The 24,017-nt window shown below is 71.8% G+C and carries 20 protein-coding genes; 16 read left to right on the top strand and 4 right to left on the bottom strand.

Going from position 1 to position 24,017, the window contains the following annotated elements:
* Positions 1-27: 27 nt before the first annotated feature.
* The 4 genes from ACGF2Y_RS27780 (at position 28) to ACGF2Y_RS27765 (ending at position 2,817) form a co-directional block, all read left to right on the top strand.
* On the top strand, positions 28-573 hold the full coding sequence (locus ACGF2Y_RS27780; RefSeq protein WP_392952819.1) for an AAA family ATPase: 546 nt from the start codon (positions 28-30) through the stop codon (positions 571-573).
* Positions 574-779: 206 nt separating this feature from the next.
* Positions 780-1,307: an SAV_6107 family HEPN domain-containing protein gene (locus tag ACGF2Y_RS27775; RefSeq protein WP_392952965.1), complete on the top strand. Its 528-nt coding sequence runs from the start codon at positions 780-782 to the stop codon at positions 1,305-1,307.
* Positions 1,308-1,406: 99 nt separating this feature from the next.
* Positions 1,407-2,165 carry a methyltransferase gene (locus tag ACGF2Y_RS27770; protein ID WP_392952817.1) on the top strand — a complete coding sequence of 253 codons (759 nt, stop codon included), beginning with the start codon at positions 1,407-1,409 and terminating at the stop codon, positions 2,163-2,165.
* Between the two features lie 247 nt (positions 2,166-2,412).
* The gene (locus ACGF2Y_RS27765) at positions 2,413-2,817 is read left to right on the top strand and encodes a DUF3040 domain-containing protein (RefSeq protein WP_030586502.1); all 405 of its coding nucleotides are present in this window, start codon (positions 2,413-2,415) and stop codon (positions 2,815-2,817) included.
* A gap of 213 nt (positions 2,818-3,030) precedes the next feature.
* Here ACGF2Y_RS27765 and ACGF2Y_RS27760 read toward each other — a convergent pair whose 3' ends face one another.
* The 4 genes from ACGF2Y_RS27760 to ACGF2Y_RS27745 all read right to left on the bottom strand — a co-directional run bounded on the left by ACGF2Y_RS27760 (position 3,031) and on the right by ACGF2Y_RS27745 (position 8,675).
* Positions 3,031-5,448, bottom strand: coding sequence for a DUF3488 and DUF4129 domain-containing transglutaminase family protein (locus ACGF2Y_RS27760; RefSeq protein WP_392952814.1), 2,418 nt, complete (start codon positions 5,446-5,448; stop codon positions 3,031-3,033).
* Positions 5,445-6,812, bottom strand: a complete 1,368-nt coding sequence (locus ACGF2Y_RS27755; RefSeq protein ID WP_392952811.1) for a DUF58 domain-containing protein — start codon at positions 6,810-6,812, stop codon at positions 5,445-5,447. The genes ACGF2Y_RS27760 and ACGF2Y_RS27755 overlap by 4 nt, the downstream gene beginning before the upstream one ends.
* Positions 6,812-7,861 carry an AAA family ATPase gene (locus ACGF2Y_RS27750; RefSeq protein ID WP_392952809.1) on the bottom strand — a complete coding sequence of 350 codons (1,050 nt, stop codon included), beginning with the start codon at positions 7,859-7,861 and terminating at the stop codon, positions 6,812-6,814. The genes ACGF2Y_RS27755 and ACGF2Y_RS27750 overlap by 1 nt, the downstream gene beginning before the upstream one ends.
* Before the next feature lie 250 nt (positions 7,862-8,111).
* Complete coding sequence (locus ACGF2Y_RS27745) at positions 8,112-8,675, bottom strand: beta-class carbonic anhydrase (RefSeq protein ID WP_392952806.1); 564 nt, start codon at positions 8,673-8,675, stop codon at positions 8,112-8,114.
* Between the two features lie 426 nt (positions 8,676-9,101).
* Between ACGF2Y_RS27745 and rsmH the strand changes: the two genes are divergently transcribed.
* From rsmH to pgeF, 12 genes are all read left to right on the top strand, one after another.
* Positions 9,102-10,067: a 16S rRNA (cytosine(1402)-N(4))-methyltransferase RsmH gene (rsmH, locus tag ACGF2Y_RS27740; RefSeq protein ID WP_392952803.1), complete on the top strand. Its 966-nt coding sequence runs from the start codon at positions 9,102-9,104 to the stop codon at positions 10,065-10,067.
* A 49-nt stretch (positions 10,068-10,116) separates the two neighbouring features.
* The gene (locus tag ACGF2Y_RS27735; RefSeq protein ID WP_392952800.1) at positions 10,117-10,656 is read left to right on the top strand and encodes a septum formation initiator; all 540 of its coding nucleotides are present in this window, start codon (positions 10,117-10,119) and stop codon (positions 10,654-10,656) included.
* Positions 10,657-10,660: 4 nt separating this feature from the next.
* Complete coding sequence (locus ACGF2Y_RS27730; RefSeq protein WP_392952797.1) at positions 10,661-12,634, top strand: peptidoglycan D,D-transpeptidase FtsI family protein; 1,974 nt, start codon at positions 10,661-10,663, stop codon at positions 12,632-12,634.
* Positions 12,635-12,674: 40 nt separating this feature from the next.
* On the top strand, positions 12,675-14,393 hold the full coding sequence (locus tag ACGF2Y_RS27725) for a UDP-N-acetylmuramoyl-L-alanyl-D-glutamate--2,6-diaminopimelate ligase (protein WP_392952795.1): 1,719 nt from the start codon (positions 12,675-12,677) through the stop codon (positions 14,391-14,393).
* Positions 14,394-14,397: 4 nt separating this feature from the next.
* Positions 14,398-15,819: a UDP-N-acetylmuramoyl-tripeptide--D-alanyl-D-alanine ligase gene (murF, locus tag ACGF2Y_RS27720; protein WP_392952793.1), complete on the top strand. Its 1,422-nt coding sequence runs from the start codon at positions 14,398-14,400 to the stop codon at positions 15,817-15,819.
* On the top strand, positions 15,816-16,886 hold the full coding sequence (mraY, locus tag ACGF2Y_RS27715; protein WP_392952791.1) for a phospho-N-acetylmuramoyl-pentapeptide-transferase: 1,071 nt from the start codon (positions 15,816-15,818) through the stop codon (positions 16,884-16,886). The genes murF and mraY overlap by 4 nt, the downstream gene beginning before the upstream one ends.
* Positions 16,868-18,313, top strand: a complete 1,446-nt coding sequence (gene murD / locus ACGF2Y_RS27710; protein ID WP_392952789.1) for a UDP-N-acetylmuramoyl-L-alanine--D-glutamate ligase — start codon at positions 16,868-16,870, stop codon at positions 18,311-18,313. Before mraY ends, murD begins: the two co-directional genes overlap by 19 nt.
* A gap of 65 nt (positions 18,314-18,378) precedes the next feature.
* Complete coding sequence (gene ftsW / locus ACGF2Y_RS27705; protein WP_392952786.1) at positions 18,379-19,824, top strand: putative lipid II flippase FtsW; 1,446 nt, start codon at positions 18,379-18,381, stop codon at positions 19,822-19,824.
* A 6-nt stretch (positions 19,825-19,830) separates the two neighbouring features.
* Positions 19,831-20,919 (top strand): undecaprenyldiphospho-muramoylpentapeptide beta-N-acetylglucosaminyltransferase, encoded by a 1,089-nt coding sequence (murG, locus tag ACGF2Y_RS27700; RefSeq protein WP_392952784.1) that lies wholly within the window; start codon positions 19,831-19,833, stop codon positions 20,917-20,919.
* A 62-nt stretch (positions 20,920-20,981) separates the two neighbouring features.
* Complete coding sequence (locus ACGF2Y_RS27695) at positions 20,982-21,776, top strand: cell division protein FtsQ/DivIB (RefSeq protein WP_392952781.1); 795 nt, start codon at positions 20,982-20,984, stop codon at positions 21,774-21,776.
* A 276-nt stretch (positions 21,777-22,052) separates the two neighbouring features.
* A complete protein-coding gene (gene ftsZ, locus ACGF2Y_RS27690; RefSeq protein ID WP_392952779.1) occupies positions 22,053-23,276 on the top strand; it encodes a cell division protein FtsZ in 1,224 nt (407 codons plus the stop codon).
* Positions 23,273-24,013 (top strand): peptidoglycan editing factor PgeF, encoded by a 741-nt coding sequence (gene pgeF / locus ACGF2Y_RS27685; protein ID WP_392952776.1) that lies wholly within the window; start codon positions 23,273-23,275, stop codon positions 24,011-24,013. The genes ftsZ and pgeF overlap by 4 nt, the downstream gene beginning before the upstream one ends.
* Positions 24,014-24,017 lie beyond the last annotated feature (4 nt).

Genomic DNA, 24,017 nt, shown 5'->3' with positions numbered 1-24,017 from the left:
CTGGTAACGGGGAGGGGGAGGATCGCGTTGATCGTATGGGTGAACGGGGCGTTCGGCAGCGGGAAGAGCACGCTCGTGGACGAGTTGCGTCCGCGCTGGCCCGAGGCGCTGGTCTATGACCCGGAGATGGTCGGCTATGTGCTGCGGGAGATCGTGGAGGTCCCGACCGGCGATTTCCAGGATCTGCCACTGTGGCGACGGCAGGTCGCCAACCTGGCGGTGGGACTGATCGAGGAGTACCGCCGCCCTGTTCTGGTCCCCATGACCTTGGTCGACCCCGGACACGTCGGTGAGATCTTCGGCGCGCTGAAGGGCGCGGGTATCGACATTCACCACTTCTTCCTCAAAGTCTCCCGAGAGGTCCTGGAGAAGCGGATCGACGGCCGGAACCACGCCCCGGACGACCCCGAACGAGAGCAGCGGATCCGGCGCTGGTGCAAGGACAGGATCGGGCCGTGCGTGGCCGCGGCCGACACCCTGCCCAGCGACACGGTGTTCCTGGACGGCGAACTGAGCCCGCAGGAGCTGGCCGGCCTGGTGCTGACCCGAATCGACCCGGGATCAGACCGGTAGGACGCTCCGGTGCGTGATCGCGGAGGTGAGGGCGGCCGCCGGCCTGCTGGTTCTTGATGTGGGCGAGGCCGCCGAGCCCCAGCTCACCAGGACCGATCACACACGAGACCAGCAGGTCGGGCCCGCGCCCGGGGTGATTGTCAGTGGTGCCCGCCACCATGGACACAGACGGCCACGAGCCGTCACACGACGACAGGAGGTTCGTCATGGTCCGCTCGTCCGCAGCCGCCGCCCCACGGCGCCGCGCAGGCAGCCCTGCCCCCTCACTGACCGGTCCGGCCGGCGATGTCCACCCCGTGCCACGCCGCAGCACGGCGCCGCCCGCCGCTCTCGAACTGCTCGCCAAGGCCCGCTCCGGCCTCGATGAGGCCGCCGTGCTCAACGAGCCGAACGAGCGGTACGCCACCGCCCACCTCGCCGCCCTGCGCACCGCGGCGGCCGTGCTGGCCGCCCGCGGCCGCCCCGAGACGAACAAGCGCCGCCGCGAGCGCATCCGCAGCGCCTGGGAGGTCCTCCCGGAGATAGCACCGGAACTGACCGAATGGAGCGCCCTCTTCGCCTCCGGCGCCCTGCGCCGGGCCCGAGCGGAGGCCGGTATGCCGGGAGCCGCCGGCGGGCGGGACGCCGACGACCTGCTGCGCGACGCGGCCATGTTCCTGCGCCTGGTGGAACGGCTGCTGGTGCTCCAGCCGGTGCTTCCGCAACCACGCCCGGAGCGTCCGGGCGGCGGGTGACCCAGGGACGAGGCAATAGGGTGGTGACCGCTCGCATCACCACCCGCACTGTTCACGCTCCGCCGTCCCCGGCGGCACCGTGCCGAGGAGTCATCTGCCGTGTCGGACCAGCTGCGCCCCCGCGCTTCCCTCCGTACCGCCGTGGTCTGGGAGGTCCTCAAGGACGCTCTGGACCGTCAGGTCAAGGCGACCGGCAGGGACGGCCTGGATGTTCTGGACACCGGCGGCGGCACCGGTAACTTCGCCGTGCCCGCGGCCCGGCTCGGTCACCGGGTCACCGTCGTCGACCCCAGCCCCAACGCGCTCTTCGCGCTGGAGCGCCGCGCGGCGGAGGCCGGGGTCGCCGACCGGGTCCGGGGAGTCCAGGGCGACATCCTCGGGCTGTTCGACGTCGTGGAGCGCGACGGCTTCGACGCGGTGCTCTGCCACGGCGTCCTGGAGTACGTCGACGAGCCCGCCGAGGGCGTGCGCAACGCGGTCGAGGCGCTGCGTCCCTCCGGCACGCTCAGCCTGCTGGCCGCCGGGCTGGGCGGAGCCGTCCTGGCCCGCGCGCTCGCCGGACACTTCACCGAGGCCCGGCAGGCGCTCACCGACCCGGCGGGCCGCTGGGGCGAGGGCGACCCGGTGCCCCGCAGGTTCACCGCCGAGCAGCTCTCCGACCTGGTCTCCGATGCCGGTCTGGAGATCGCCGCGGTGCACGGCGTCCGGGTCTTCGCGGACCTGGTGCCGGGCGTCCTGGTGGACACCGAGCCCGGTGCCGTGGAGGCGCTCCTCAAGCTGGAAGCGGCCGTCGCCGAGCAGCCCGCGTTCCGATCCGTCGCCACCCAGCTGCACGTTCTGGGCGAGAAGCGCCGCTGATCAGCAACGCAGCTGCGGACGGAGTGGGACTCAGGACCCCCGTACGGGGCGTACGCCCCGTATGATCGGGTGACACCATCCGGCATGGCGGATCGGTCGTCGGGGAATCTACGCCTCAGCAGCCGAGCCGACACAGCGGTCCGGACTGGCTGAACGCTAGAGGGCGGGTTTCACGGGGGCGAATCCCCGCCTATCCTGGAAGGGCCGCATACCGGTCGCCCCCGCGGCCGACGACGAGGAGGATCCCGTGCCGCTCTCGGAGCACGAGCAGCGCATGCTCGAGCAGATGGAGCGAGCGCTGTACGCCGAAGATCCCAAGTTCGCGACAGCGCTCGAGGGAAGCGGACTGCGTACGTATACCCGGAAAAGGGTCTACCAGGCGGTCGCTGGCTTCCTGGTGGGTATCGCGCTCCTCATGGCCGGAATGGTCGCCCAGCAGATCTGGATCAGCGTGGTGGGGTTCCTCGTCATGCTCGGCTGTGCCGTGCTCGCGGTCACCGGATGGCGCAAGGCGCCCAAGCCCGGTGAACAACAGCCGGCCGCCGCGGACAGCGGGGACAGCGGTGCACGCCGCCGACCGAGGCAACGCCGGTCGATGATGAACCGCATCGAACAGCGGTGGCAGCGCCGCCGCGACGAACAGGGCCAGTAGAACGCCTCGGCCCTGTTCTTCCTCACGGGGCTGAGGGACGGCGCGATCTCATCGGGCCGTGCGAAGACACGACATATGACACCGATGGGTGAGGGGCGGCCGCATTTCTGCGGCCGCCCCTCACCCATGTGCGCGTCTCCCGTCGGGAGAAGGCAGGCCCCTCGTGCGGTGCCTGCCTCCGCCCGGCCCCTCGTGCGGCGCCCGCCGCCCGCCTCAGCCGTGCCGGCGCGTGAGCCGGCGCAGCCGGACCGTCCATCGACCGGCTCCCGGACGGGCCGCCCAGCGCTCCGCGAGCGCTGTCCGACGGTCAGCGGCGGCCCACACCACCCGGACGGACGAGCGGGGCAGAAGCGTTGCCCGCAGCCGGGTGCCGCGGCCTGCCGATGCCCGCAGACCTGCCCGTACCGCCAGCGCGTCCTCGGCCAGTCCGGCCGCGGGGCGCGGCTCGGGGGCGTACAGCACCTGCTCCACCGAGCCCGCGATCCGGTGCACGGCCTCGGCCGCGGTGATGTCGAGCCGGCCCAGCCGCACGATTCTGGCCGCCGTCTTCCGGGGCGTCAGCGACTCGTCCGGCCCGATGCCGTGGTCCCAGGCCGTATCGGTGATCTCCCGCCAGGCCGCCGAAGTCCGCGCGGCGGCGTCCGCGGGCGTCCGGCCCGTGGAGCCCAGTCGGCGGTTCCTCGTCCGGGTCCGCCACAGCAGCGGTGACAAGGGCACCACCAGCACCAGGACCGCCGCGAGGATCACCAGCAGCACCGTCCCGGCCGGGGTGCCCCGGTCGGCCGGCAGCGTCGCTCCCGGCTCCTGCGAGGGCCCGCACCCGCCTTCCTGGCGCAACTGCGGCGGGCAGCTGTTCTCGGCGGAGGGGGCGGCGGACGGTGCGGCCGAGGTGTCCGGGGAGGGCTGGGCCACGTCGCTCCCGCTGTCCGCGGGGACCTCGGGCCGGGTGTACGAAGGAGCGCTGCCCCGGCTCGGGGTGGGCTCGAAGCGGGTCCACCCGACCCCCTCGAAATACAGCTCGGGCCAGGCGTGCGCGTCGCGCAGCCCGACCGAGATCGCCCCGTTCGACTTCAGGGTGCCCGGCGTGAAGCCCACCGCGACCCGGGCCGGAATGCCCAGTGTCCGGGCCATCGCGGCCATCGAGAACGAGAAGTGGACGCAGAAGCCCTCCTTGTCACGGAGGAACCGCGCGATGGCGGACGACCCGGTCCCCGAGGTGACCGTCGTGTCGTACGTGAAACCGCCGTCGGAAGCGAACCAGTCCTGGAGCTTCACGGCCTGCTCGTAGGCGTTGGACGAGCCTTCGGTGACCTGCTCGGCGGTCTCGGCGACCACACCCGGCAGCGAGCCGGGGACCTGCGTGTACTCGCGGACCAGCTTCTCCGGCGGCGGACCCGCGGCCGCGAGCTGCTCCGCCGTGGGCTCGATGACCAGGCTGCTGACCTCGTACTGCGCGCCGCGTGTGGTCTGCCCGTCGTCGCCGACCAGGGTGCGGCCCTCGGGCTCGTACCGCCAGCGGCCGTCGACGCGGACCTCGCTCGCCGGGTAGGGGAGCGGCAGATAGGTCTGCTGGTAGGAGCGCGAGGCGGAGATGTTCGTCCGGACCTCGGTGACGGCGACATCCCTGCCCAGCCCGGTGGGCTGCGGGAGACGGTCGGGAACGTCCGTCAGCCGGCGCGTGGAGGAACGCCACTCGCTGCCGTTGAACTCGTCCAGGGCCAGGATCCGGAGATAGAGGCCCTGCGGGTCCTCGATGTTGCTGCGGTACGTCATCACCTCCCGGTCGTCCGGCTGGTTGAGGTTGTTCTGGAGCGACACCAGCGGATTCACCGCGGAGATGGTGCCGCCGCCGCTGCCCCTGCCGTTCCCCGGACCACTGCCGCCCAGCAGACCGCTGTCGAGGGTGGGCAGGGCCAGCGGGGCCACCAGGGCGATGCCGAGCGTCAGCACGCCGATCCGCCGCCCGGTGCGGACCGGGGAGGAGCCGCCGCTCGCACCGGCCTGCCCGTCGGCCGGGCCGCCCGCGTTCCGTGCGGCGCCGCCGAAGACGCGGCCCCACTGGGAGAGCCGGTCCCGGCCCTCCGCCAGCAGGAGCAGCAGATAACCGGAGGCGGCCAGCAGGAACCACACCCAGCTCGCTCCGCCGTCGGAGAGACCGGCCGCGACCGAATACAGGGCGAGCAGCGGCAGTCCGGCCGGGGCCGCGCTGCGGAAGGTCACCGCCAGGGCGTCCACCGCGAGACCGATCAGGACCACCCCGCCGACCACCATCAGCGTGATGCCGTCGGTCATCGGGGCCGGGGTGGCGTACGTGCCGACGTCCTCCCCGCCCGCCACCAGCAGCTCGCCGAGCCGCATGACGGCCGCCGGTCCGGGCAGCACCCCGAACAGGGCGTGGTCCCGGGCGAACACCAGCGTCAGCAGCAGCAGGGTGACCAGCGTCTGGACGGCGACGGTCAGCGTCCGTGCCGACGGCATCCGGCGCGCCAGGGCGCCCACCCCGCTCTGGACGCCGAGCAGCACCGCCGCCTGCACCAGCCAGCCGACCCCTTCCACCAGCGGGATCAGCGCCCCCGCCGCCAGCAGTGTCGCCGCATAGGCGCACAGCGCCAGCCTGGCCCGCCCGCTCATGACCATCCCCCCGCGAAACCTGTCGTGCCGCCGCTCGGGGCGGAGGAACCATCCGTGTGCGTCCGGTCCGCCAGCTGCCACACAGCGGGCAGCTCGGCCCCCGGCTGCACGGGCACCGCGATCCAGCCCGACTCGCGCAGCCGCCGCAGCCGCTCCTCGGCCCGCCCGGCCCCGGCCTCGTCGCCGGCCCAGGCGGCGCTGTCCAGGACGAAGGCGACCCCCGCGCCGGCACGCTGCCGCATCCGGGCCGCGACCGCGGCCTGTTCCTCGTCCAGATCGCCGAAGAAGGCGATGAGCAGCCCTTCGTTGCCGCCGCGCAGCACGTCATGGGCGCGGGAGAGGCCCCCGCCGTCGGAATGGCCGACCACCGCGAGCGTGTCGAGCATCAGTCCGGCCGAGTCGGCGGACTCCTGGGTCGAGCCCGCGAAACCGCCGGACCCCTCGCCGGGCACCGCGTTCCCGTCGTCGGTGAGCAGGCGTACGGCGAAGCCGCGCTCCAGCATGTGCACGAGCGCGGAGGCCGCCCCCGAGACCGCCCACTCGAACGCCGAGTCGGGCCCGGCGCCCTGGTAGCCGACCTGCCGGGTGTCCAGCAGGACCGTGCACCTGGCGCGCTGCGGCTGTTCCTCCCGGCGCACCATCAGCTCGCCGTGGCGTGCGGTGGAGCGCCAGTGGACCCGGCGCAGGTCGTCGCCGTGCCGGTAGCCGCGCGGAATGATGTCGTCCTCACCGGCGAGGGCGAGCGATCGCTGCCGCCCGTCGCCGTACCCGGAGGCCTCGCCCGCCAGCCGCAACGCGGGCAGCGGCACCGTGTGCGGGATGACGACGAGGGTGTCGTACGCGCTGAAGGAGCGGGTCAGCTCGCACATCCCGAACGGGTCGCTGAGCCGCAGCTGCAACGGGCCCAGCGGATAGCGGCCGCGCAGGTCGGAACGGACCCGGTAGGACACCTCGCGCCTGCCGCCCGCCTCCACCCGGTCCAGGACGAAGCGGGGACGCGGGCCCAGCACGTACGGAACGCGGTCCTGGAGCATCAGCAGACCGGTGGGCAGCCGCGAGACGTTCTCCATCCGCAGGTGCACCCGGGCCTCCGCGCCCGCGGGCACCCGGGACGGCGAGAGCCGCCGGGTGCCCGTCACCCGGTAGCGGGTGCGGTAGAGCGCCGTGACACAGACCAGGGGCAGCACGGCCAGCAGCAGCCCGACCCGCAGCAGATCGCCCTGGCCCAGGACGTACGCGCAGACGGCGGCGGCAAGTCCGGCGGCCAGGAACGAGCGTCCCCGGGTGGTCAGTCCGCCCAGGGCCGCCCGTGCGCCGCCCTTCCTGTCGCCGTCCTCCACGGCGCCGGGCTCGCCGGCCGCCATCACAGCCGCCGGGCGCCGTGCTGCCGGCCGTACAGCGGGTGGCCCGGCTCCTGCCCGCCGGGCGCGGGCGGCGCGGTGCCGCCGGCCGAGGTCGGCACGGGGGTGCGCTGGATGATCTCCAGGACCACCTGCTCCGCCGTGCGGCGGTTCAGCTGGGCCTGGGCGGTGGGCAGCAGCCGGTGCGCGAGCACCGGCGTGGCGAGCGCCTGGACATCGTCGGGCAGGGCGTAGTCGCGCCCGCTGAGAGCGGCGGACGCCTTCGCGGCGCGCAGCAGGTGCAGCGTCGCGCGCGGGGAGGCGCCGAGCCGGAGGTCGGGGTGGCTGCGGGTGGCCCCGACGAGCTCCACGGCGTAGCGCCGCACGGCGTCGGCGACATGCACCGTACGGACGGCGTCGATCAGCTTCACGATGTCGTGGGCGTGGGCCACCGGCTGGAGGTCGTCCAGCGGGGAGAGCCCACCGTGCACGCCGAGCATCTGGAGCTCGGCCTCCGGGCTGGGGTAGCCGATGGAGACCCGGGCCATGAACCGGTCGCGCTGGGCCTCGGGCAGCGGGTAGGTGCCCTCCATCTCGACCGGGTTCTGGGTGGCCACGACCATGAACGGGTCGGGCAGCGCGTAGGTGTGCCCGTCGATGGTGACCTGGCGCTCCTCCATCGACTCCAGCAGCGCCGACTGCGTCTTCGGCGAGGCGCGGTTGATCTCGTCGCCGATCACGATCTGGGCGAAGATCGCACCCGGCTTGAACTCGAAGTCCCGCCGCTGCTGGTCGAAGATCGACACGCCGGTGATGTCCGAGGGCAGCAGGTCCGGTGTGAACTGGATCCGCCGCACCGAACAGTCGATGGACCGCGCCAGCGCCTTGGCCAGCATGGTCTTGCCGACACCGGGAACGTCCTCGATGAGGAGATGCCCCTCGGCGAGCAGCACGGTCAGCGAAAGCCGTACGACCTCGGGCTTGCCCTCGATCACCCCCTCCACCGACCTGCGCACCCGCTCTGCTGTGGTGGTCAGATCCGTGAGGCTCGCTCGATCGTCATAGGTCGTCACCCGGCCCTCCTCGGCCCTTTTGTGCAGGGGCCGTCGCGCGTACCCGCGCGGCCCACCCCGAAAAATCGGACACTCCTCCGGAAGGCCCGGGGACGTCACACCCGCATTCTTGTTGCCGCCACCGCTTCGTGTCACTCGCCTGTGGATAAGTGGGTGTGAAAAGTCAGCTTCTGTCACGATTTCGGCATCGCGAGACCTGGTGATGGGTGCGTGAGGTGCGGCAGAAGGCCGGAAAGCGCGCGGAACGCGTTCAGGAAACGGAGTGGATCTCGCGCAGCAGACCGGTGGTCACGTCGAAGACGAACCCGCGCACGTCGTCGGTGTGCAGCAGGAACGGAGACGTGCGCACCCGCTGCATCGACTGGCGTACGTCCTGGTCGGCGTCCGTGTAGGCCTCCACGGCCCAGACCGGGCGCTGGCCCACTTCGCGCTCCAGCTCCTGCCGGAAGTCCTCGGTGAGGGACTCCAGGCCGCAGTTGGTGTGGTGGATGAGGATCACGCTGCGGGTGCCGAGCGCCCGCTGGCTGATGGTCAGCGAGCGGATCACGTCGTCGGTGACCACACCGCCCGCGTTGCGGATGGTGTGGCAGTCACCGAGGTCCAGGCCTAGCGCGGCGTGCAGGTCGAGACGGGCGTCCATGCAGGCCACCACGGCCACCTGGAGAACAGGACGCGCGTCCATGCCCGGATCGCTGAACTCCTTCGCGTACCCGGCGTTCAGCTCGACGAGCCGGTCGGTGACCCGGCCCCCCTCGCGGACCGCCGCAGCGGTGGGCGTCACGGACTGGGCGGAGGGGTGAGCGGAAGTCGACATGGATACGACGTTAGCCTTCCCACCTGGACCGGGCGTGCTGTGAGAGCGGACAAAGAACGTCAACAAGACTTGTTGTGAGCTAATCCACAGGGCCCGGGGATGCGCCTGTTCGAGTGAGTTCACCGCATCCGTACGGGTGGAGCGACGCGCTGCGCGGTTCGTTGATCGCGCATCGATCGAATGGCAGAGTGGACTAAAGTAACGCGAAGTCACCACCCACCTCCGTACCCACTGCCCCGTCCCACCCCCTGCACCTCCTGCACATTCCGTATTTCCCCCGTGATGTGCGGCGTACGTGCGACCCGGCCCTCTCCCGCTCTCGGTCGGCCGACGCCTCTTCCCGGGCGTCGGCGGACCTCCCCTTCAGAGCGGGCGGGGACCAGGACGTACGTGCCGGCCGCGCGGGACAGAGCCTGAGAGGGCGCATTGAGCCAGACCCGACACGTCCCGGTGATGCTCCAGAGGTGTCTGGACCTGTTGGCCCCGGCTCTGCGGGACCCGGCCCACCCGGAGCCCGTGGTCGTCGACTGCACCCTCGGCCTCGGCGGTCACAGCGAGGCCCTGCTCGCCTCCTTCCCCACCGCCCGGCTGATCGCCCTGGACCGCGACAAGGAGGCGCTCCGCCTCTCCGGCGAACGGCTCGCTCCCTACGGTGACCGGGCCACCCTCGTCCACGCGGTCTACGACGAGCTCCCCGAGGTCCTCGAACGGCTCGGGATCCCGAAGGTCCAGGGCGTGCTGTTCGACCTCGGCGTCTCCTCGATGCAACTGGACGAGGCCGACCGAGGGTTCGCGTACGCCCAGGACGCCCCGCTCGACATGCGCATGGACCAGAGCACCGGCATGGGCGCAGCCGAGGTGCTCAACACCTACCCGCCCGGTGAGCTGGTCCGGATCCTGCGCGCGTACGGCGAGGAGAAGCAGGCCAAGAGGATCGTCTCCGCCGTCGTGCGTGAGCGCGAGAAGGAGCCGTTCAGCAACAGCGCCCGGCTCGTCGAGCTGATCCGCGACGCGCTGCCGCAGGCCGCCAAGCGCACCGGCGGCAACCCCGCCAAGCGGACCTTCCAGGCCCTGCGCATCGAGGTCAACGGCGAGCTGAGTGTCCTGGAGCGGGCCATTCCGGCCGCCGTCCAGTGCCTCGCCGTCGGCGGCCGCATCGCGGTGCTGTCCTACCACTCGCTGGAGGACCGGCTGGTCAAGCAGGTCTTCGCGGCCGGCGCCGCCAACACCGCGCCCCCCGGACTGCCCGTCGTCCCCGAGCGCTACCAGCCCCGGCTGAAGCAGCTCACCCGGGGCGCCGAGCTGCCCACCGAGGAGGAGGTCGCCGAGAACCGGCGCGCCGCCCCCGCCCGGCTGCGCGGCGCCCAGCGCATCCGCGAGGAGGAGCGGTGACCACCGGGGCCGGGCGCCGTCCGGCGACGCCCCCCGAGGGAGCCGTGCGGTGAGCAGACCGGCCGCACCGCTGAAGGGGCGGGCCGCACGGCTCGCCCGGCTGATGCCGTCCACCGGGCCCAGCACCGCGGCCCGCACCCCCTTCGTCCTGCTGGTCGTCCTGCTCCTGGGCGGCGGTCTCATCACCCTGCTCCTGCTGAACTCCGCCCTCAACGAAGGATCGTTCAGGCTCAGCGAGCTGAAGCGGGACACCACCGAGCACACCGACGAGCAGCAGGCCCTCCAGCGCGACGTCGACAGCCGCTCCCAGCCCGACGCCCTGGAGCTCCGGGCCCGGGAGCTGGGCATGGTCCCCGGCGGCAGCCCCGCCTTCCTGAACCCGGACGGCACGGTCCGCGGCGCCCCCACCGAGGCCACCGCCCCGCCGTCGCCGAGCCCGAGCCCCACCCCCGGAGCCCCGGCCGAGGTCACCCCGGACCCCGAGGCCCCTGAAGCCGGGGCCTCAGCCTCCGCGGCGCCCTCCGGATCCGTACCCGCGACCGACCCCGCAGCTGAGAGCAGCCCGCCCCCGACGAGCCCCGGCAGGTGACGCAGTGCCGCCCAAGGAACCGCCGCGCCGCCGCGTACCCGGACCGGCCCGCCCCCGTAACGGGGCCAACGGATCCGGCCGCCCCGGCGCGCGCCCACCGGCCCGCCGCCCCCGGCCCGCCCCCGGGCGCTCCACCCCGCGCTCCCTGCGCCTCGGCAGCCCCCGCCCCCGGCTGCGGCTCGTCAGCCTCGGGCTGACGCTGGTCATGCTGGCCTTCGTGGCCCGCCTGCTCCAGGTCCAGGCCGTCGACGCCAGCGCGTACGCGGCCAAGGCCGAGAAGAACCGCTACCTGGAATACACGGTCGCCGCCGAACGCGGCGAGATCACCGACCGCAAGGGCGTCGCGCTCGCCACCAGCGTGGACGCGCACAACATCACCGCCGACCCGAAGCTGTTCACGCCCGAGGACAGCAAGGCCCCCGACGCGCCCCAGCAGGCCGCCGCCCTGCTCGCCCCGATCCTCGGCAAGGACGTCGACGAGCTCGTCAAGAAGCTCTCGGCGCCCAAGTCCCGCTACACCGTCCTCGCCTACCGGCAGACCCCCCAGGTCTGGAAGCAGATCAAGGACCTCAAGTCCGTCTTCGCCGAGAAGGCGTCCGAGGACAGGCTGAAGGGCGGCCCGGGAGCCAACGTCCTGGCCGGCGTCCTCCAGGAGCCCACCACCAAGCGCGTCTACCCCAACGGGGATCTCGCCGCCGGGATACTGGGATTCGTCAGCGACAACGGCAAGGGCGGCGGTGGTCTCGAATCGCAGCTGAACAAGGAACTCGCGGGCGAGGACGGCAAGATCCGCTACGCCCAGTCCGGCGGCCGGCGGGTCCCCACCGCCGGCGGCAGCGAGACCCCGGCCGTGCCCGGCTCCGACATCGAGCTGACCATCGACCGCGATATCCAGTGGGCCGCGCAGAAGGCGATCAGCGACCAGGTCACGAAGTCCAAGGCCGACCGCGGCTACGTCATCGTGCAGAACACCCGGACGGGCGAGCTGCTGGCCATGGCCAACGCCCCCGGCTACGACCCCAACGACCTCTCCCAGGCCACCTCGGCGTCCCTCGGCAACGCGGCCCTCCAGGACGTGTACGAACCCGGCTCCACCAGCAAGGTCATGTCCATGGCCGCCGTACTGGAGGAGAAGGCCGCAACCCCCGGCACCCACGTCACCGTCCCCAACCGGCTGCACCGAGGCGACCGGCTCTTCAAGGACGACGTCGACCACCCCACCTGGTACCTCACGCTCAACGGGGTCCTCGCCAAGTCCAGCAACATCGGCACCATCCTGGCGACCGGTCAGCTCGGCAAGACCCAGGCGGAGTCCAACCAGGTCCTCTACTCCTACCTGCGCAAGTTCGGCCTCGGCTCCACGACCGGGCTCGGCTACCCCGGGGAGTCGCCGGGCCTGCTGGCCCACCCGAAGGACTGGTCGACCTCGCAGCAGTACACGATCCCCTTCGGCCAGGGCCTCTCGCTCAACGCCGTCCAGGCCGCCTCGGTCTACTCCACCATCGCCAACGGAGGCGTACGGATCGCCCCCACCCTCGTCCGCGGCGCCAAGGGCGCCGACGGGCGCTTCACCGCCGCCGAGGCCCCCGAGGAGAACCGGGTGGTCAGCGAGAAGACCGCCAAGACCCTGGCGGCCATGCTGGAGTCCGTCGTCGACGACGAGGAAGGAACCGGCACCAAGGCCGCCATCCCCGGCTACCGGGTCGCGGGCAAGACCGGCACCGCCAACCGGGTCGACCCCGTCCGCGGTGTCTACAAGGGCTACACCGCCTCCTTCGCGGGCTTCGCCCCCGCCGACAACCCGCAGGTCACCGTCTACTGCGCGATTCAGAACCCCACCAAGGGCAGCTACTTCGGCGGCCAGATCTGCGGCCCGATCTTCAAGCAGGTCATGGAGTTCGCGCTCAAGACCCTCCAGACCCCACCGTCCGGCAGCGAGCCGCCCCGGCTGCCGGTGTCCTTCAAGCCCGGCGAGTGAACACGGGGATGCGCGAGCATCTCCTCCAAGGGAACCCTCAGTGACAACCATCACCCCCGATCCCGGGAACCGGAACGAGAACCGCCACAACCGGGGTCCCTCGCTTCGCGAGAGCCCGCACCGGCCCGGTACGCTCACCGCCGTGCCCCACGCTGATCAGTCCCAAACCTCTCAGAAGGACGCGCCTGTGACCTACCCGGGAGCGCCCCGACCGGACCGGCTCCGGCCCACCCCCCTCGGCGAGCTGGCCGGCCGGCTCGGCGTCGAGGCGGCCGGGTCCGGTGAGGTCACCGGCATCACGCACGACTCGCGGGCCGTGCGCCCCGGTGACGTGTACGCGGCCCTGCCCGGCGCCCGCTTCCACGGCGCCGACTTCGCGGCCCAGGCAGCGGGCCTCGGCGCCACCGCCGTCCTCACCGACCCCGCCGGCGCCGAACGCGCCGCCGCCACCGGCCTGCCGGTCCTGGTCACCGAGAACCCGCGCGCCGTGATGGGCGAGCTGGCCGCCGACATCTACGGGCGGCCCGGCATCGGCCTCCTCCAGCTCGGCATCACCGGAACCTCCGGCAAGACCACCACCGCGTACCTCGTCGAGGGCGGACTGCGCGCCGCCGGACGCCCCACCGGGCTGATCGGGACCGTCGAGATGCGGATCGGCGACGAGCGCATCAAGTCCGAGCGCACCACCCCCGAAGCCACCGACCTCCAGGCCCTGTTCGCCGTCATGCGCGAACGCGGCGTCGAGGCCGTCGCGATGGAGGTCTCCAGCCACGCCCTGGTGCTCGGCCGGGTCGACGGCTGCGTCTTCGACGTCGCCGTCTTCAACAACCTCAGCCCGGAGCACATGGAGTTCCACTCCGGCATGGAGGACTACTTCCAGGCCAAGGCCCGGCTGTTCACCCCCGAGCGCAGCCACCGCGGCGTGGTGAACTTCGACGACGAGTACGGCCGCAGGCTCCTGACCGAGTCCGGGGTGCCGGTCACCAGCTTCTCCGCCGAGGGCCATCCGGACGCCGACTGGCACGCCGAGGACGTCGAGGTCGGACCGCAGGACAGCACCTTCACCGCCGTCGGGCCCAAGGGCGAGCGGATCACCGCCCGCGCCCCGCTGCCCGGCCCGTTCAACGTCGCCAACACCCTCGCCGCGATCGTCACGCTGGCCGTCGCCGGCGTCGACCCGCAGACCGCCGCCGACGGCATCGCGGCCGTCCCCGGGGTCCCGGGCCGGCTGGAGCGGGTGGACGCCGGACAGCCCTACCTCGCCGTCGTCGACTACGCGCACAAGACCGACGCCGTCGAGTCCGTACTGCGCTCCCTGCGCAAGGTCACCGAGGGCCGGGTGCACATCGTCCTCGGCTGCGGCGGCGACCGCGACACCACCAAGCGTGGCCCGATGGGCGCCGCGGCGGCCCGGCTCGCCGACACCGCCGTACTGACCTCCGACAACCCCCGCTCCGAGGACCCCCTCGCGATCCTCGCCGCGATGCTCTCCGGCGCCGCCGAAGTCCCCGTCCACGAGCGCGGCGACGTGCTGATCGACGCCGACCGCGCCTCGGCCATCGCCGCCGCCGTCGCCCGCGCCGAACCGGGCGACACCGTCCTCGTCGCGGGCAAGGGGCACGAACAGGGCCAGGACATCCACGGGGTGGTACGCCCCTTCGACGACCGCAAGGTCCTGCACGCAGCCATCGAGCGGTCCCTGACGCGCCCCGGCGCCGCGGACCGTGCCCCTCACCACGAGAACAACAGTCAGGGATGACCAAGTGATCACCCTTTCCCTCGCCGAGATCGCCGAAATCGTCGGCGGGCAGTCGTACGACATACCGGATCCGGCAGTCACCGTGACCGGTCCCGTCGTCATCGACTCCCGCGAGGTCGCGCCCGGCAGCCTGTTCGCCGCGTTCGCCGGCGACCGGGTCGACGGCCACGACTACGCCCGGCGCGCCGTCGAGGCGGGTGCCGCGGCCGTCCTGGCGGCCCGTCCCGTCGGCGTTCCGGCGATCGTCGTGGACGACGTCGTCGGCGCGCTCGGAGCCCTCGCCCGTGCCGTCGTGGAACGCCTCGGCACCACCGTCGTCGGACTCACCGGATCCGCCGGCAAGACGTCCACCAAGGACCTGATCGCGCAGCTCCTGAAGCGCAAGGGTCCGACCGTCTGGACGCCCGGCTCCCTCAACAACGAGATCGGCCTGCCGGTCACCGCCCTCACCGCCACCGCCGAGACCGAGCACCTGGTCCTGGAGATGGGCGCCCGCGGCATCGGCCACATCCACTACCTGGCCGAACTCACGCCGCCCCGGATCGGCCTCGTCCTCAACGTCGGCTCCGCCCACCTCGGCGAGTTCGGCAGCCGGGAGGCCATTGCCCGGGCCAAGGGCGAGCTGGTCGAGGTCCTGCCCGAGGACGGCTGCGCCGTGCTCAACGCCGACGACCCGCTCGTCCGCGCCATGGCCTCGCGCACCCGGGCCCGCGTCCTGCTCTTCGGGGAAGCCCCGGAAGCGGACGTACGGGGCGAGAAGGTCAGGATGACCGCCGACGGGCGGCCCGCCTTCGAGCTCCACACACCCACCGGGTGCAGCGACGTGACCATGCGCCTGTACGGTGAGCACCACGTGTCGAACGCGCTCGCCGCAGCCGCCGTCGCCCATGAGTTGGGCATGTCCGTGACCGAGATCGCCGAGGCGCTCTCGGAGGCGGGCACCCTCTCCCGCTGGCGCATGGAGGTCACCGAGCGCTGGGACGGTGTGACGGTCGTCAACGACGCCTACAACGCGAACCCCGAATCCATGAGAGCCGCACTGCGTGCGCTGGCCGCCATGGGCCAGGCCCGAAGGGCCGACGGGGGGCGCACCTGGGCGGTGCTCGGTCAGATGGCCGAGCTCGGTGACGCGTCGCTCTCCGAGCACGACGCGGTCGGACGGCTCGCCGTCCGGCTCAACGTCAGCAAGCTCGTCGCTGTCGGGGGGAGAGAAGCCTCCTGGCTGCAACTGGGCGCATATAACGAGGGTTCGTGGGGTGAGGAGTCGGTGCACGTGTCCGACGCACAGGCGGCCGTCGACCTGTTGCGCAGTGAACTGCGCCCGGGAGACGTCGTGCTGGTGAAGGCGTCCCGGTCGGTCGGCCTGGAGAAGGTCGCTCTGACGCTGCTGGAGAACGCGACCGAGGGCGAGGTCGCCGGCCGATGAGGCAGATCCTCTTCGCGGGGGCCATCGGGCTCTTCCTGACCCTGGTCGGTACTCCGCTGCTGATCAAGCTGCTGGCCCGCAAGGGATACGGGCAGTTCATCCGGGACGACGGCCCGCGCACGCACGGCAGCAAGAAGGGCACGCCCACGATGGGCGGCATCGCCTTCATCCTGGCGACGATCATCGCGTACCTCCTCGCGAAGGTCATCACGGGTGAGGACATCCGCTACTCCGGCGTCCTCGTGCTGTTCCTCATGGCCGGGATGGGCGTCGTCGGCTTCCTCGACGACTACATCAAGATCGTCAAGCAGCGTTCGCTCGGTCTGCGGGCCAAGGCGAAGATGGCCGGACAGCTGATCGTCGGCATCGCCTTCGCGGTGCTCTCGCTCCAGTTCCCCAACTCCATGAACTACACCCCGGCCTCCACCCGGCTCTCGTTCGTCGAGGACTTCGGCTGGTCGATCGGCCCGGTGCTGTTCTGCGTCTGGGCGCTGTTCATGATCCTCGCCATGTCCAACGGCGTGAACCTCACCGACGGCCTCGACGGGCTGGCCACCGGCGCCTCGGTGATGGTCTTCGGCGCCTACACCTTCATCGGCCTCTGGCAGTTCCAGGAGTCCTGCGCCAACGCGGCCAACCTGACCAACCCGAGCGCCTGCTACGAGGTACGCGACCCGCTCGACCTCGCCGTCGTCGCCGCCGCCCTGATGGGCGCCTGCTTCGGCTTCCTGTGGTGGAACACCTCGCCCGCCAAGATCTTCATGGGCGACACCGGCTCGCTCGCCCTCGGCGGCGCGCTCGCGGGTCTCGCGATCCTGTCCCGCACCGAGTTCCTCCTCGCCATCCTCGGCGGCCTCTTCGTGATGATCACCATGTCCGTGGTCATCCAGGTCGGTTCGTTCAAGATGACCGGCAAGCGGGTCTTCCGGATGGCGCCGCTCCAGCACCACTTCGAACTCAAGGGGTGGTCCGAAGTCCTTGTCGTGGTCCGCTTCTGGATCATCCAGGGCATGTGCGTGATCGTCGGCCTCGGCCTCTTCTACGCGGGATGGGCAGCCAAGAAGTGAGCAGCACCGTGGACTGGCAGGGCAAGCACGTCACCGTCGCCGGGCTCGGCGTCAGCGGTATCCCCGCGGCCCGCGCCCTGCACGAGCGCGGCGCGCTCGTCACCGTCGTCAACGACGGCGACGACGAACGCGCCCGCGCGCAGGCGGACGAGCTTCGGGCGCACGGCATCACGGTGCGCCTCGGCGACGGCGCAACCCTGCCGCCGTCCACGGAACTCGTCGTCACCGCCCCCGGCTGGCAGCCGGACAAGCCGCTCTTCCTGGCTGCCGCCGAGGCGGGCGTCCCGGTCTGGGGCGACGTCGAACTGGCCTGGCGGCTGCGCGGGACGAACGGCAGGAAGGCCGCGCCCTGGCTCGCGGTCACCGGCACCAACGGCAAGACCACCACCGTACGGATGCTGGCCTCGATCCTTGAGGCCGCGGGCCTGCGCACCGCGGCCGTCGGCAACATCGGCGTATCGCTGCTGGACGCGGTGCTCGGCGAGAGCGAGTACGACGTCCTCGCCGTCGAACTCTCCAGCTACCAGCTGCACTGGGCGCCCTCCCTGCGCGCCCACTCCGCCGCCGTGCTCAACCTGGCGCCGGACCACCTGGACTGGCACGGCTCGATGGAGGCGTACGCCGCCGACAAGGGCCGTGTCTACGAGGGCAACACGGTGGCCTGCGTCTACAACGTCGCCGAACCGGCCACCGAGGACCTGGTCCGTGAGGCCGACGTCGAGGAGGGCTGCCGGGCCATCGGCTTCACCCTCGGCGCCCCCGGCCCCTCACAGCTCGGCGTGGTCGACGGCATCCTCGTCGACCGGGCGTTCGTCGCCAACCGCCAGAAGCAGGCCCAGGAGCTGGCCGAGGTCACCGACGTCAACCCGCCGGCCCCGCACAACATCGCCAACGCGCTGGCCGCCGCCGCCCTCGCCCGTGCCTTCGGCGTGGAACCGGCCGCCGTCCGCGACGGACTGCGCGCCTTCCGGCCGGACGCCCACCGCATCGAACACATCGCGGACATCGGCGAAGTCGCCTACGTGGACGACTCCAAGGCCACCAACACCCACGCCACCGAGGCCTCCCTCGCCGCCTACGACTCCATCGTCTGGATCGCGGGCGGACTCGCCAAGGGCGCCGCCTTCGACGAGCTGGTCACCGGCGCGGCGAAGCGGCTGCGCGGAGTCGTACTGATGGGCGCAGACCGGGCGCTGATCCACGAAGCCCTGACGCGACACGCCCCCGAAGTCCCGGTGGTCGACCTGGACCGGACCGACACTGGGGCGATGTCCGAAGCGGTCGCGCGGGCGGCCGCGCTCGCCCGGCCGGGCGATACGGTACTGCTGGCCCCGGCCTGTGCCTCGATGGACATGTTCACCAACTACAACAAGCGGGGCGAGGCGTTCGCGGACGCGGTCCGCGCACGCGCCGACGAGAGCGCCTGACCGACCGGGCCTCCGCGCTCGGGGTTCGCGGGCCCCGGGCACGAGCAGTGGAGGGGACAGCGACAATGCCGGCCGACGAGAGATTCGCCGTACGGCGGGGGCGCGCACGGGCCTCGGTCCCCCGCGCCCTCGCCGCGGCGCCCGCGCCCTCCGGAGCACCGCTGCCCCCCGGGCTCGCCCTGCGCGGACGCCTCGCCACCGGCGCCCGCCGTCCCGGGACGCCCCGCGGCTCCGGACGCGGCGGCTCGGGCCCCCGCACCCCGCGCTCCGGACGCGGCGGCGGACCGCGCCGGACCTACGAGCGGGCACGACGGGCCTGGGACCGGCCCCTGACCGCCTACTACGTGATCCTCGGCTCCAGCCTCCTGATCACCGTGCTGGGCCTGGTGATGGTCTACTCCGCCTCGATGATCAAGGCGCTGGACATCAGCAAGCCCTCGACGTACTTCTTCGCCAAGCAGTTCCTCGCCGCCACCATCGGGGGCGCTCTGATGCTGATCGCCGCCCGGATGCCGGTGAAGCTCCACCGGGCGCTGGCCTACCCGATACTGATGGTCACCGTCTTCCTGATGGTCCTGGTCCAGGTGCCGGGCATAGGGATGTCGGTCAACGGGAACCAGAACTGGATCTACCTGGGCGGCCCGTTCCAGCTCCAGCCCAGCGAGTTCGGCAAGCTGGCCCTCATCCTGTGGGGTGCGGACCTGCTGGCCCGCAAGCAGGACAAGCGGTTGCTGACGCAGTGGAAGCACATGCTCGTGCCGCTCGTGCCGGTCGCCTTCATGCTGCTCGGACTGATCATGCTCGGCGGCGACATGGGAACCGCGATCATTCTCACGGCGATCCTGTTCGGTCTGCTCTGGCTGGCGGGCGCCCCCACCCGGCTGTTCGCCGGGGTCCTCGGCGTCGCCGCCGTCATCGTGTTCCTCCTGATCAGGACCAGCCCCAACCGGATGTCCCGGCTCGCCTGCATGGGCGTGAGCGAACCCGATCCGGAGGGCGGCTGCTGGCAGGCCGCACACGGAATCTACGCTCTGGCGTCCGGCGGATGGTTCGGTTCCGGACTGGGTGCGAGTGTGGAAAAATGGGGTCAACTCCCGGAACCCCACACCGACTTCATCTTCGCGATCACCGGTGAGGAACTGGGGCTCGCGGGGACGCTGTCCGTGCTCGCCCTGTTCGCGGCCCTAGGCTATGCGGGTATCCGCGTGGCCGGACGCACGGAGGACCCCTTCGTGAGGTACGCCGCGGGAGGCGTGACCACGTGGATCACGGCCCAGGCCGTGATCAACATCGGTGCGGTGCTCGGCCTGTTGCCGATCGCCGGGGTTCCGCTCCCGCTGTTCTCCTACGGGGGATCGGCCCTGCTGCCGACGATGTCCGCGGTCGGGCTGATGATCGCCTTCGCACGGGAGGATCCCGCCGCGAAGGCGGCCCTGGCCATGCGGAAGCCCGGGGTGACATGGAAGACGATGAGACGGCGCGTCAAGAAGCGTCCGTCCGGAGAGCGGTGAATTTCGGTGCATGTCGTACTCGCCGGCGGGGGGACCGCCGGACACATCGAGCCCGCGCTTGCCCTCGCAGACGCCCTGCGCAGGCAGGACCCGACCGTGGGAATCACGGCCCTCGGCACGGAACGCGGACTGGAGACCAGGCTCGTGCCCGAGCGGGGGTACGAGCTGGCGCTCATCCCCGCCGTGCCACTGCCCCGCAAGCCCACGCCCGAACTGATCACCGTCCCGGGCCGGCTGCGCGGCACCATCAAGGCCGCCGAGCAGATCCTGGAGCGCACCGAGGCGGACTGCGTGGTCGGCTTCGGCGGCTACGTCGCACTGCCCGGCTACCTGGCCGCCAAGCGGGCAGGCGTGCCGATCGTGGTCCACGAGGCCAACGCCCGCCCGGGTCTGGCCAACAAGATCGGCTCGCGCTACGCCCACGGGGTCGCCGTCTCCACCCCGGACAGCAAGCTGCGCGGCGCCCGCTACATCGGCATCCCGCTGCGCCGCACCATCGCCACCCTGGACCGCGCCCGGGTCCGCCCGGAGGCCCGCGACTCCTTCGGCCTGGACCCCAACCTGCCCACGCTGCTGGTCTCCGGCGGCTCGCAGGGCGCGCGCCACCTCAACGAGGTGGTCCAGCGGGTCGCGCCGCTGCTCCAGCGCTCCGGGATCCAGATCCTCCATGTGGTCGGCCCGAAGAACGAATTGCCGCGGATCGACAACATGCCCGGGATGCCGCCCTATATCCCGGTACCGTACGTGGACCGGATGGACCTCGCGTACGCCGCGGCCGACATGATGCTCTGCCGCGCGGGCGCGATGACCGTCGCCGAACTCTCCGCCGTCGGGCTGCCCGCCGCCTACGTCCCGCTGCCCATCGGCAACGGTGAACAGCGGCTCAACGCCCAGCCGGTGGTCAACGCCGGCGGCGGCCTGCTGGTGGACGACGCGGCGCTCACCCCGGAGTGGGTGCAGGGCAACGTCCTGCCGGTGCTGTCGGACCCCCACCGGCTGTACGAAATGTCCCGTGCCGCGGCCGAGTTCGGCCGGCGCGACGCCGACGACCTGCTCGTCGGCATGGTGTACGAAGCGATCGCCGCACGCCGCTAGGCGTACGGCGCGATGCGGTGCGGACCCGGGGCGGGCGCCCCGGGTCCGGCGAAGGAGCGAGCGTGGCCGGACCGACGACCGCCCAGCGCGGCGCACCCGGGCGGGCGGACACCTCCGCCCGCCCGCCGCACATCGGCCCCGACGGCCCCAGGATCGGCCGCCGAACGCTGCTGATCCTGATCGCGGTGGTGGCCGCCCTGCTCACCGCGTTCGTGATCTGGGTGCTCTACGGCTCCTCCTGGCTCCGCGTCGAGAAGGTCAGCACGAGCGGCACCGAGGTCCTGACCCGCGAAGAAGTGGAAGCGGTTGCCGCCGTTCCCATCGGTGCTCCGCTGATCTCCGTGGACACCGATGCCATGGAACGCCGGTTGCGCCAGAGGTTGCCCCGTATCGGCGCCGTCGAGGTCGTTCGGTCCTGGCCGGGCGGCATCGGCCTTAAGGTGACGGAGCGGAAGCCGGTCCTGCTCGTCGAGAAGGACGGGAAGTTCGTGGAAGTGGATGCCGGAGGTGTGCGCTTCGCCACCGTGGACAGGGCGCCGAAGGGCGTGCCTCTGCTGGAGCTGACTCCGGAGCCGTCCGCGAGCCTTCGCCGCTTCGGAGGTGACCGTCTGTTGCGGGAGGCGGTCCGGGTCGCCGGTGACCTTCCGGCGGGCGTCGCCGAGGACACCGAGACCGTACGGGTCATCTCGTACGACGCGATCTCCTTGCGGCTCACCCGGGATCGTGTGGTGACCTGGGGGAGTGGTGAGGACGGACCGGTGAAGGCACGTGTTCTCACCGCACTCATGAAAGCCGCCCCCAAAGCGGGACACTTCGACGTAAGCGCTCCCACCGCACCGGCGGTATCGGCGAGTTGACGGGTATTTGTGCTGGCCAGCACCCTGGTTGGTCAGCGCTACGGGTGATCACATAGGGTGAAAAGAAAAACGGGAGGTTCGGCGTGTTCGTTGAACGTGCGCCACTTGTCGACTTAGTGTCCTGTTCGGAAGAGTCCAGGAAGCAGACACACTGGTAACCCTAAACTTCAACGTTAGGGTTTGGGTCGGCGTTCGGACCGTCCCCATCGACATCAGTCGTCGCCGCGGGCCCACCGCAGAGCGACGACACGTAACTCGAGGCGAGAGGCCTTCGACGTGGCAGCACCGCAGAACTACCTCGCAGTCATCAAGGTCATCGGTGTCGGCGGCGGTGGTGTCAATGCCATCAACCGAATGATCGAGGTCGGTCTCAAGGGCGTCGAGTTCATCGCGATCAACACGGACGCACAAGCCCTGTTGATGAGCGACGCCGACGTCAAGCTCGACGTCGGCCGTGAACTCACCCGGGGCCTCGGCGCCGGGGCGAACCCGGCCGTCGGTCGTAAGGCGGCAGAGGACCACCGTGAGGAGATCGAGGAGGTCCTCAAGGGGGCCGACATGGTCTTCGTCACCGCCGGAGAAGGCGGCGGCACCGGCACCGGCGGCGCACCCGTCGTCGCCAGCATCGCGCGCTCGCTCGGCGCCCTGACGATCGGTGTGGTCACCCGCCCGTTCACCTTCGAGGGCCGGCGACGCGCGAACCAGGCGGAGGACGGCATCGCCGAACTCCGCGAAGAGGTCGACACCCTCATCGTCATTCCCAACGACCGCCTGCTGTCCATCTCGGACCGCCAGGTCAGCGTGCTCGACGCGTTCAAGTCGGCCGACCAGGTGCTGCTCTCGGGTGTCCAGGGCATCACCGACCTCATCACGACCCCGGGTCTGATCAACCTCGACTTCGCCGACGTCAAGTCGGTCATGTCCGAGGCCGGATCGGCGCTCATGGGCATCGGCTCGGCGCGCGGCGACGACCGCGCGGTGGCGGCCGCGGAGATGGCGATCTCCTCGCCCCTCCTGGAAGCCTCCATCGACGGCGCCCGCGGCGTCCTGCTCTCCATCTCCGGCGGCAGCGACCTCGGTCTCTTCGAGATCAACGAGGCCGCCCAGCTGGTGAGCGAGGCGGCACACCCCGAGGCCAACATCATCTTCGGCGCCGTCATCGACGACGCCCTGGGCGACGAGGTGCGGGTCACCGTGATCGCCGCGGGCTTCGACGGCGGACAGCCGCCGGCCCGCCGGGAGAACGTCCTCGGCGCGAACAGCGGCAAGCGCGAGGAGCCGGCCGCCCCGGCCAGGTCCTCCGCCGAGTCCACCCGCCCGACGGGCGGACTCGGTTCCGTACCTCCGCGCGAGGAGAGCCCGGCCCCGGCCGAGCCCGCCCCCGCGTCGGCTTCGAGTGAGAGCCCGCTGTCGCCGGTCTCTCCGCCGCACGTCCCGCCGGCCCGTCCCTACCAGGACGCCCAGGCCGAAGAGCTGGACGTTCCGGACTTCTTGAAGTGATAGCCCAGCACCGGGCGGCACCCGTCGCGGGCAGCGCCCATTTCGCCTTCACCGACCGGTGGGGCGGAGTGAGCACAGCTCCGTACGGTGAGCTCAACCTCGGCGGCGCGGTCGGCGACGACCCCGCCGCCGTCGGCGTGAACCGGGAACGCGCGGCCCGTCGCCTCGGTCTCGACCCGGCGTCGGTCGTCTGGATGAACCAGGTGCACGGCCGGGACGTCGCGGTGGTGGACGGACCGTGGGGTGCGGACGCGGAGATTCCGGCCGTGGACGCGGTGGTGACCGCCCGGCGCGGGCTGCCGCTCGCGGTTCTCACCGCCGACTGCACCCCCGTTCTTCTCGCCGACCCGGTCGCCGGAGTCGTCGGGGCGGCGCACGCCGGGCGGCCGGGACTTCTCGCCGGAGTCGTTCCGGCGGCGGTCGAGGCCATGGTCGCGCTCGGCGCACACCCCGCCCGGATCACCGCGCACACCGGACCGGCCGTCTGCGGACGGTGCTACGAAGTGCCGGAGGCGATGCGGGCCGAGGTCGCCGGGGCCGTCCCCGGCACCTGGTCCGAGACCGGCTGGGGAACCCCGGCGGTCGACGTCACCGGCGGAGTCCACGCCCAGCTCGCCGCCCTCGGGGTGGCGGACCGGCACTCCTCGTCGTACTGCACCCTGGAATCGGGCGACCACTTCTCGTACCGCCGCGACCGCACCACCGGGCGGCTCGCCGGATATGTCTGGTTGGACTGATAAG

The sequence above is a fragment of the Streptomyces sp. NPDC048142 genome (assembly GCF_043202835.1).
Classification (GTDB): domain Bacteria; phylum Actinomycetota; class Actinomycetes; order Streptomycetales; family Streptomycetaceae; genus Streptomyces.
The sequence above is the reverse complement of the archived record's forward strand: the minus strand, read 5'-3'. Positions and strand labels throughout refer to the sequence as shown.

Coding starts and splice junctions, on each gene's coding strand:
- ACGF2Y_RS27775 (WP_392952965.1), top strand. CDS start 780: ATGGTCCGCTCGTCCGCAGCCGCCGCCCCACGGCGCCGCGCAGGCAGC.
- ACGF2Y_RS27760 (WP_392952814.1), bottom strand. CDS start 5,448: ATGAGCGGGCGGGCCAGGCTGGCGCTGTGCGCCTATGCGGCGACACTG.
- ACGF2Y_RS27755 (WP_392952811.1), bottom strand. CDS start 6,812: ATGGCGGCCGGCGAGCCCGGCGCCGTGGAGGACGGCGACAGGAAGGGC.
- ACGF2Y_RS27745 (WP_392952806.1), bottom strand. CDS start 8,675: ATGTCGACTTCCGCTCACCCCTCCGCCCAGTCCGTGACGCCCACCGCT.
- mraY (WP_392952791.1), top strand. CDS start 15,816: ATGAGGCAGATCCTCTTCGCGGGGGCCATCGGGCTCTTCCTGACCCTG.
- murD (WP_392952789.1), top strand. CDS start 16,868: ATGGGCAGCCAAGAAGTGAGCAGCACCGTGGACTGGCAGGGCAAGCAC.
- ftsW (WP_392952786.1), top strand. CDS start 18,379: ATGCCGGCCGACGAGAGATTCGCCGTACGGCGGGGGCGCGCACGGGCC.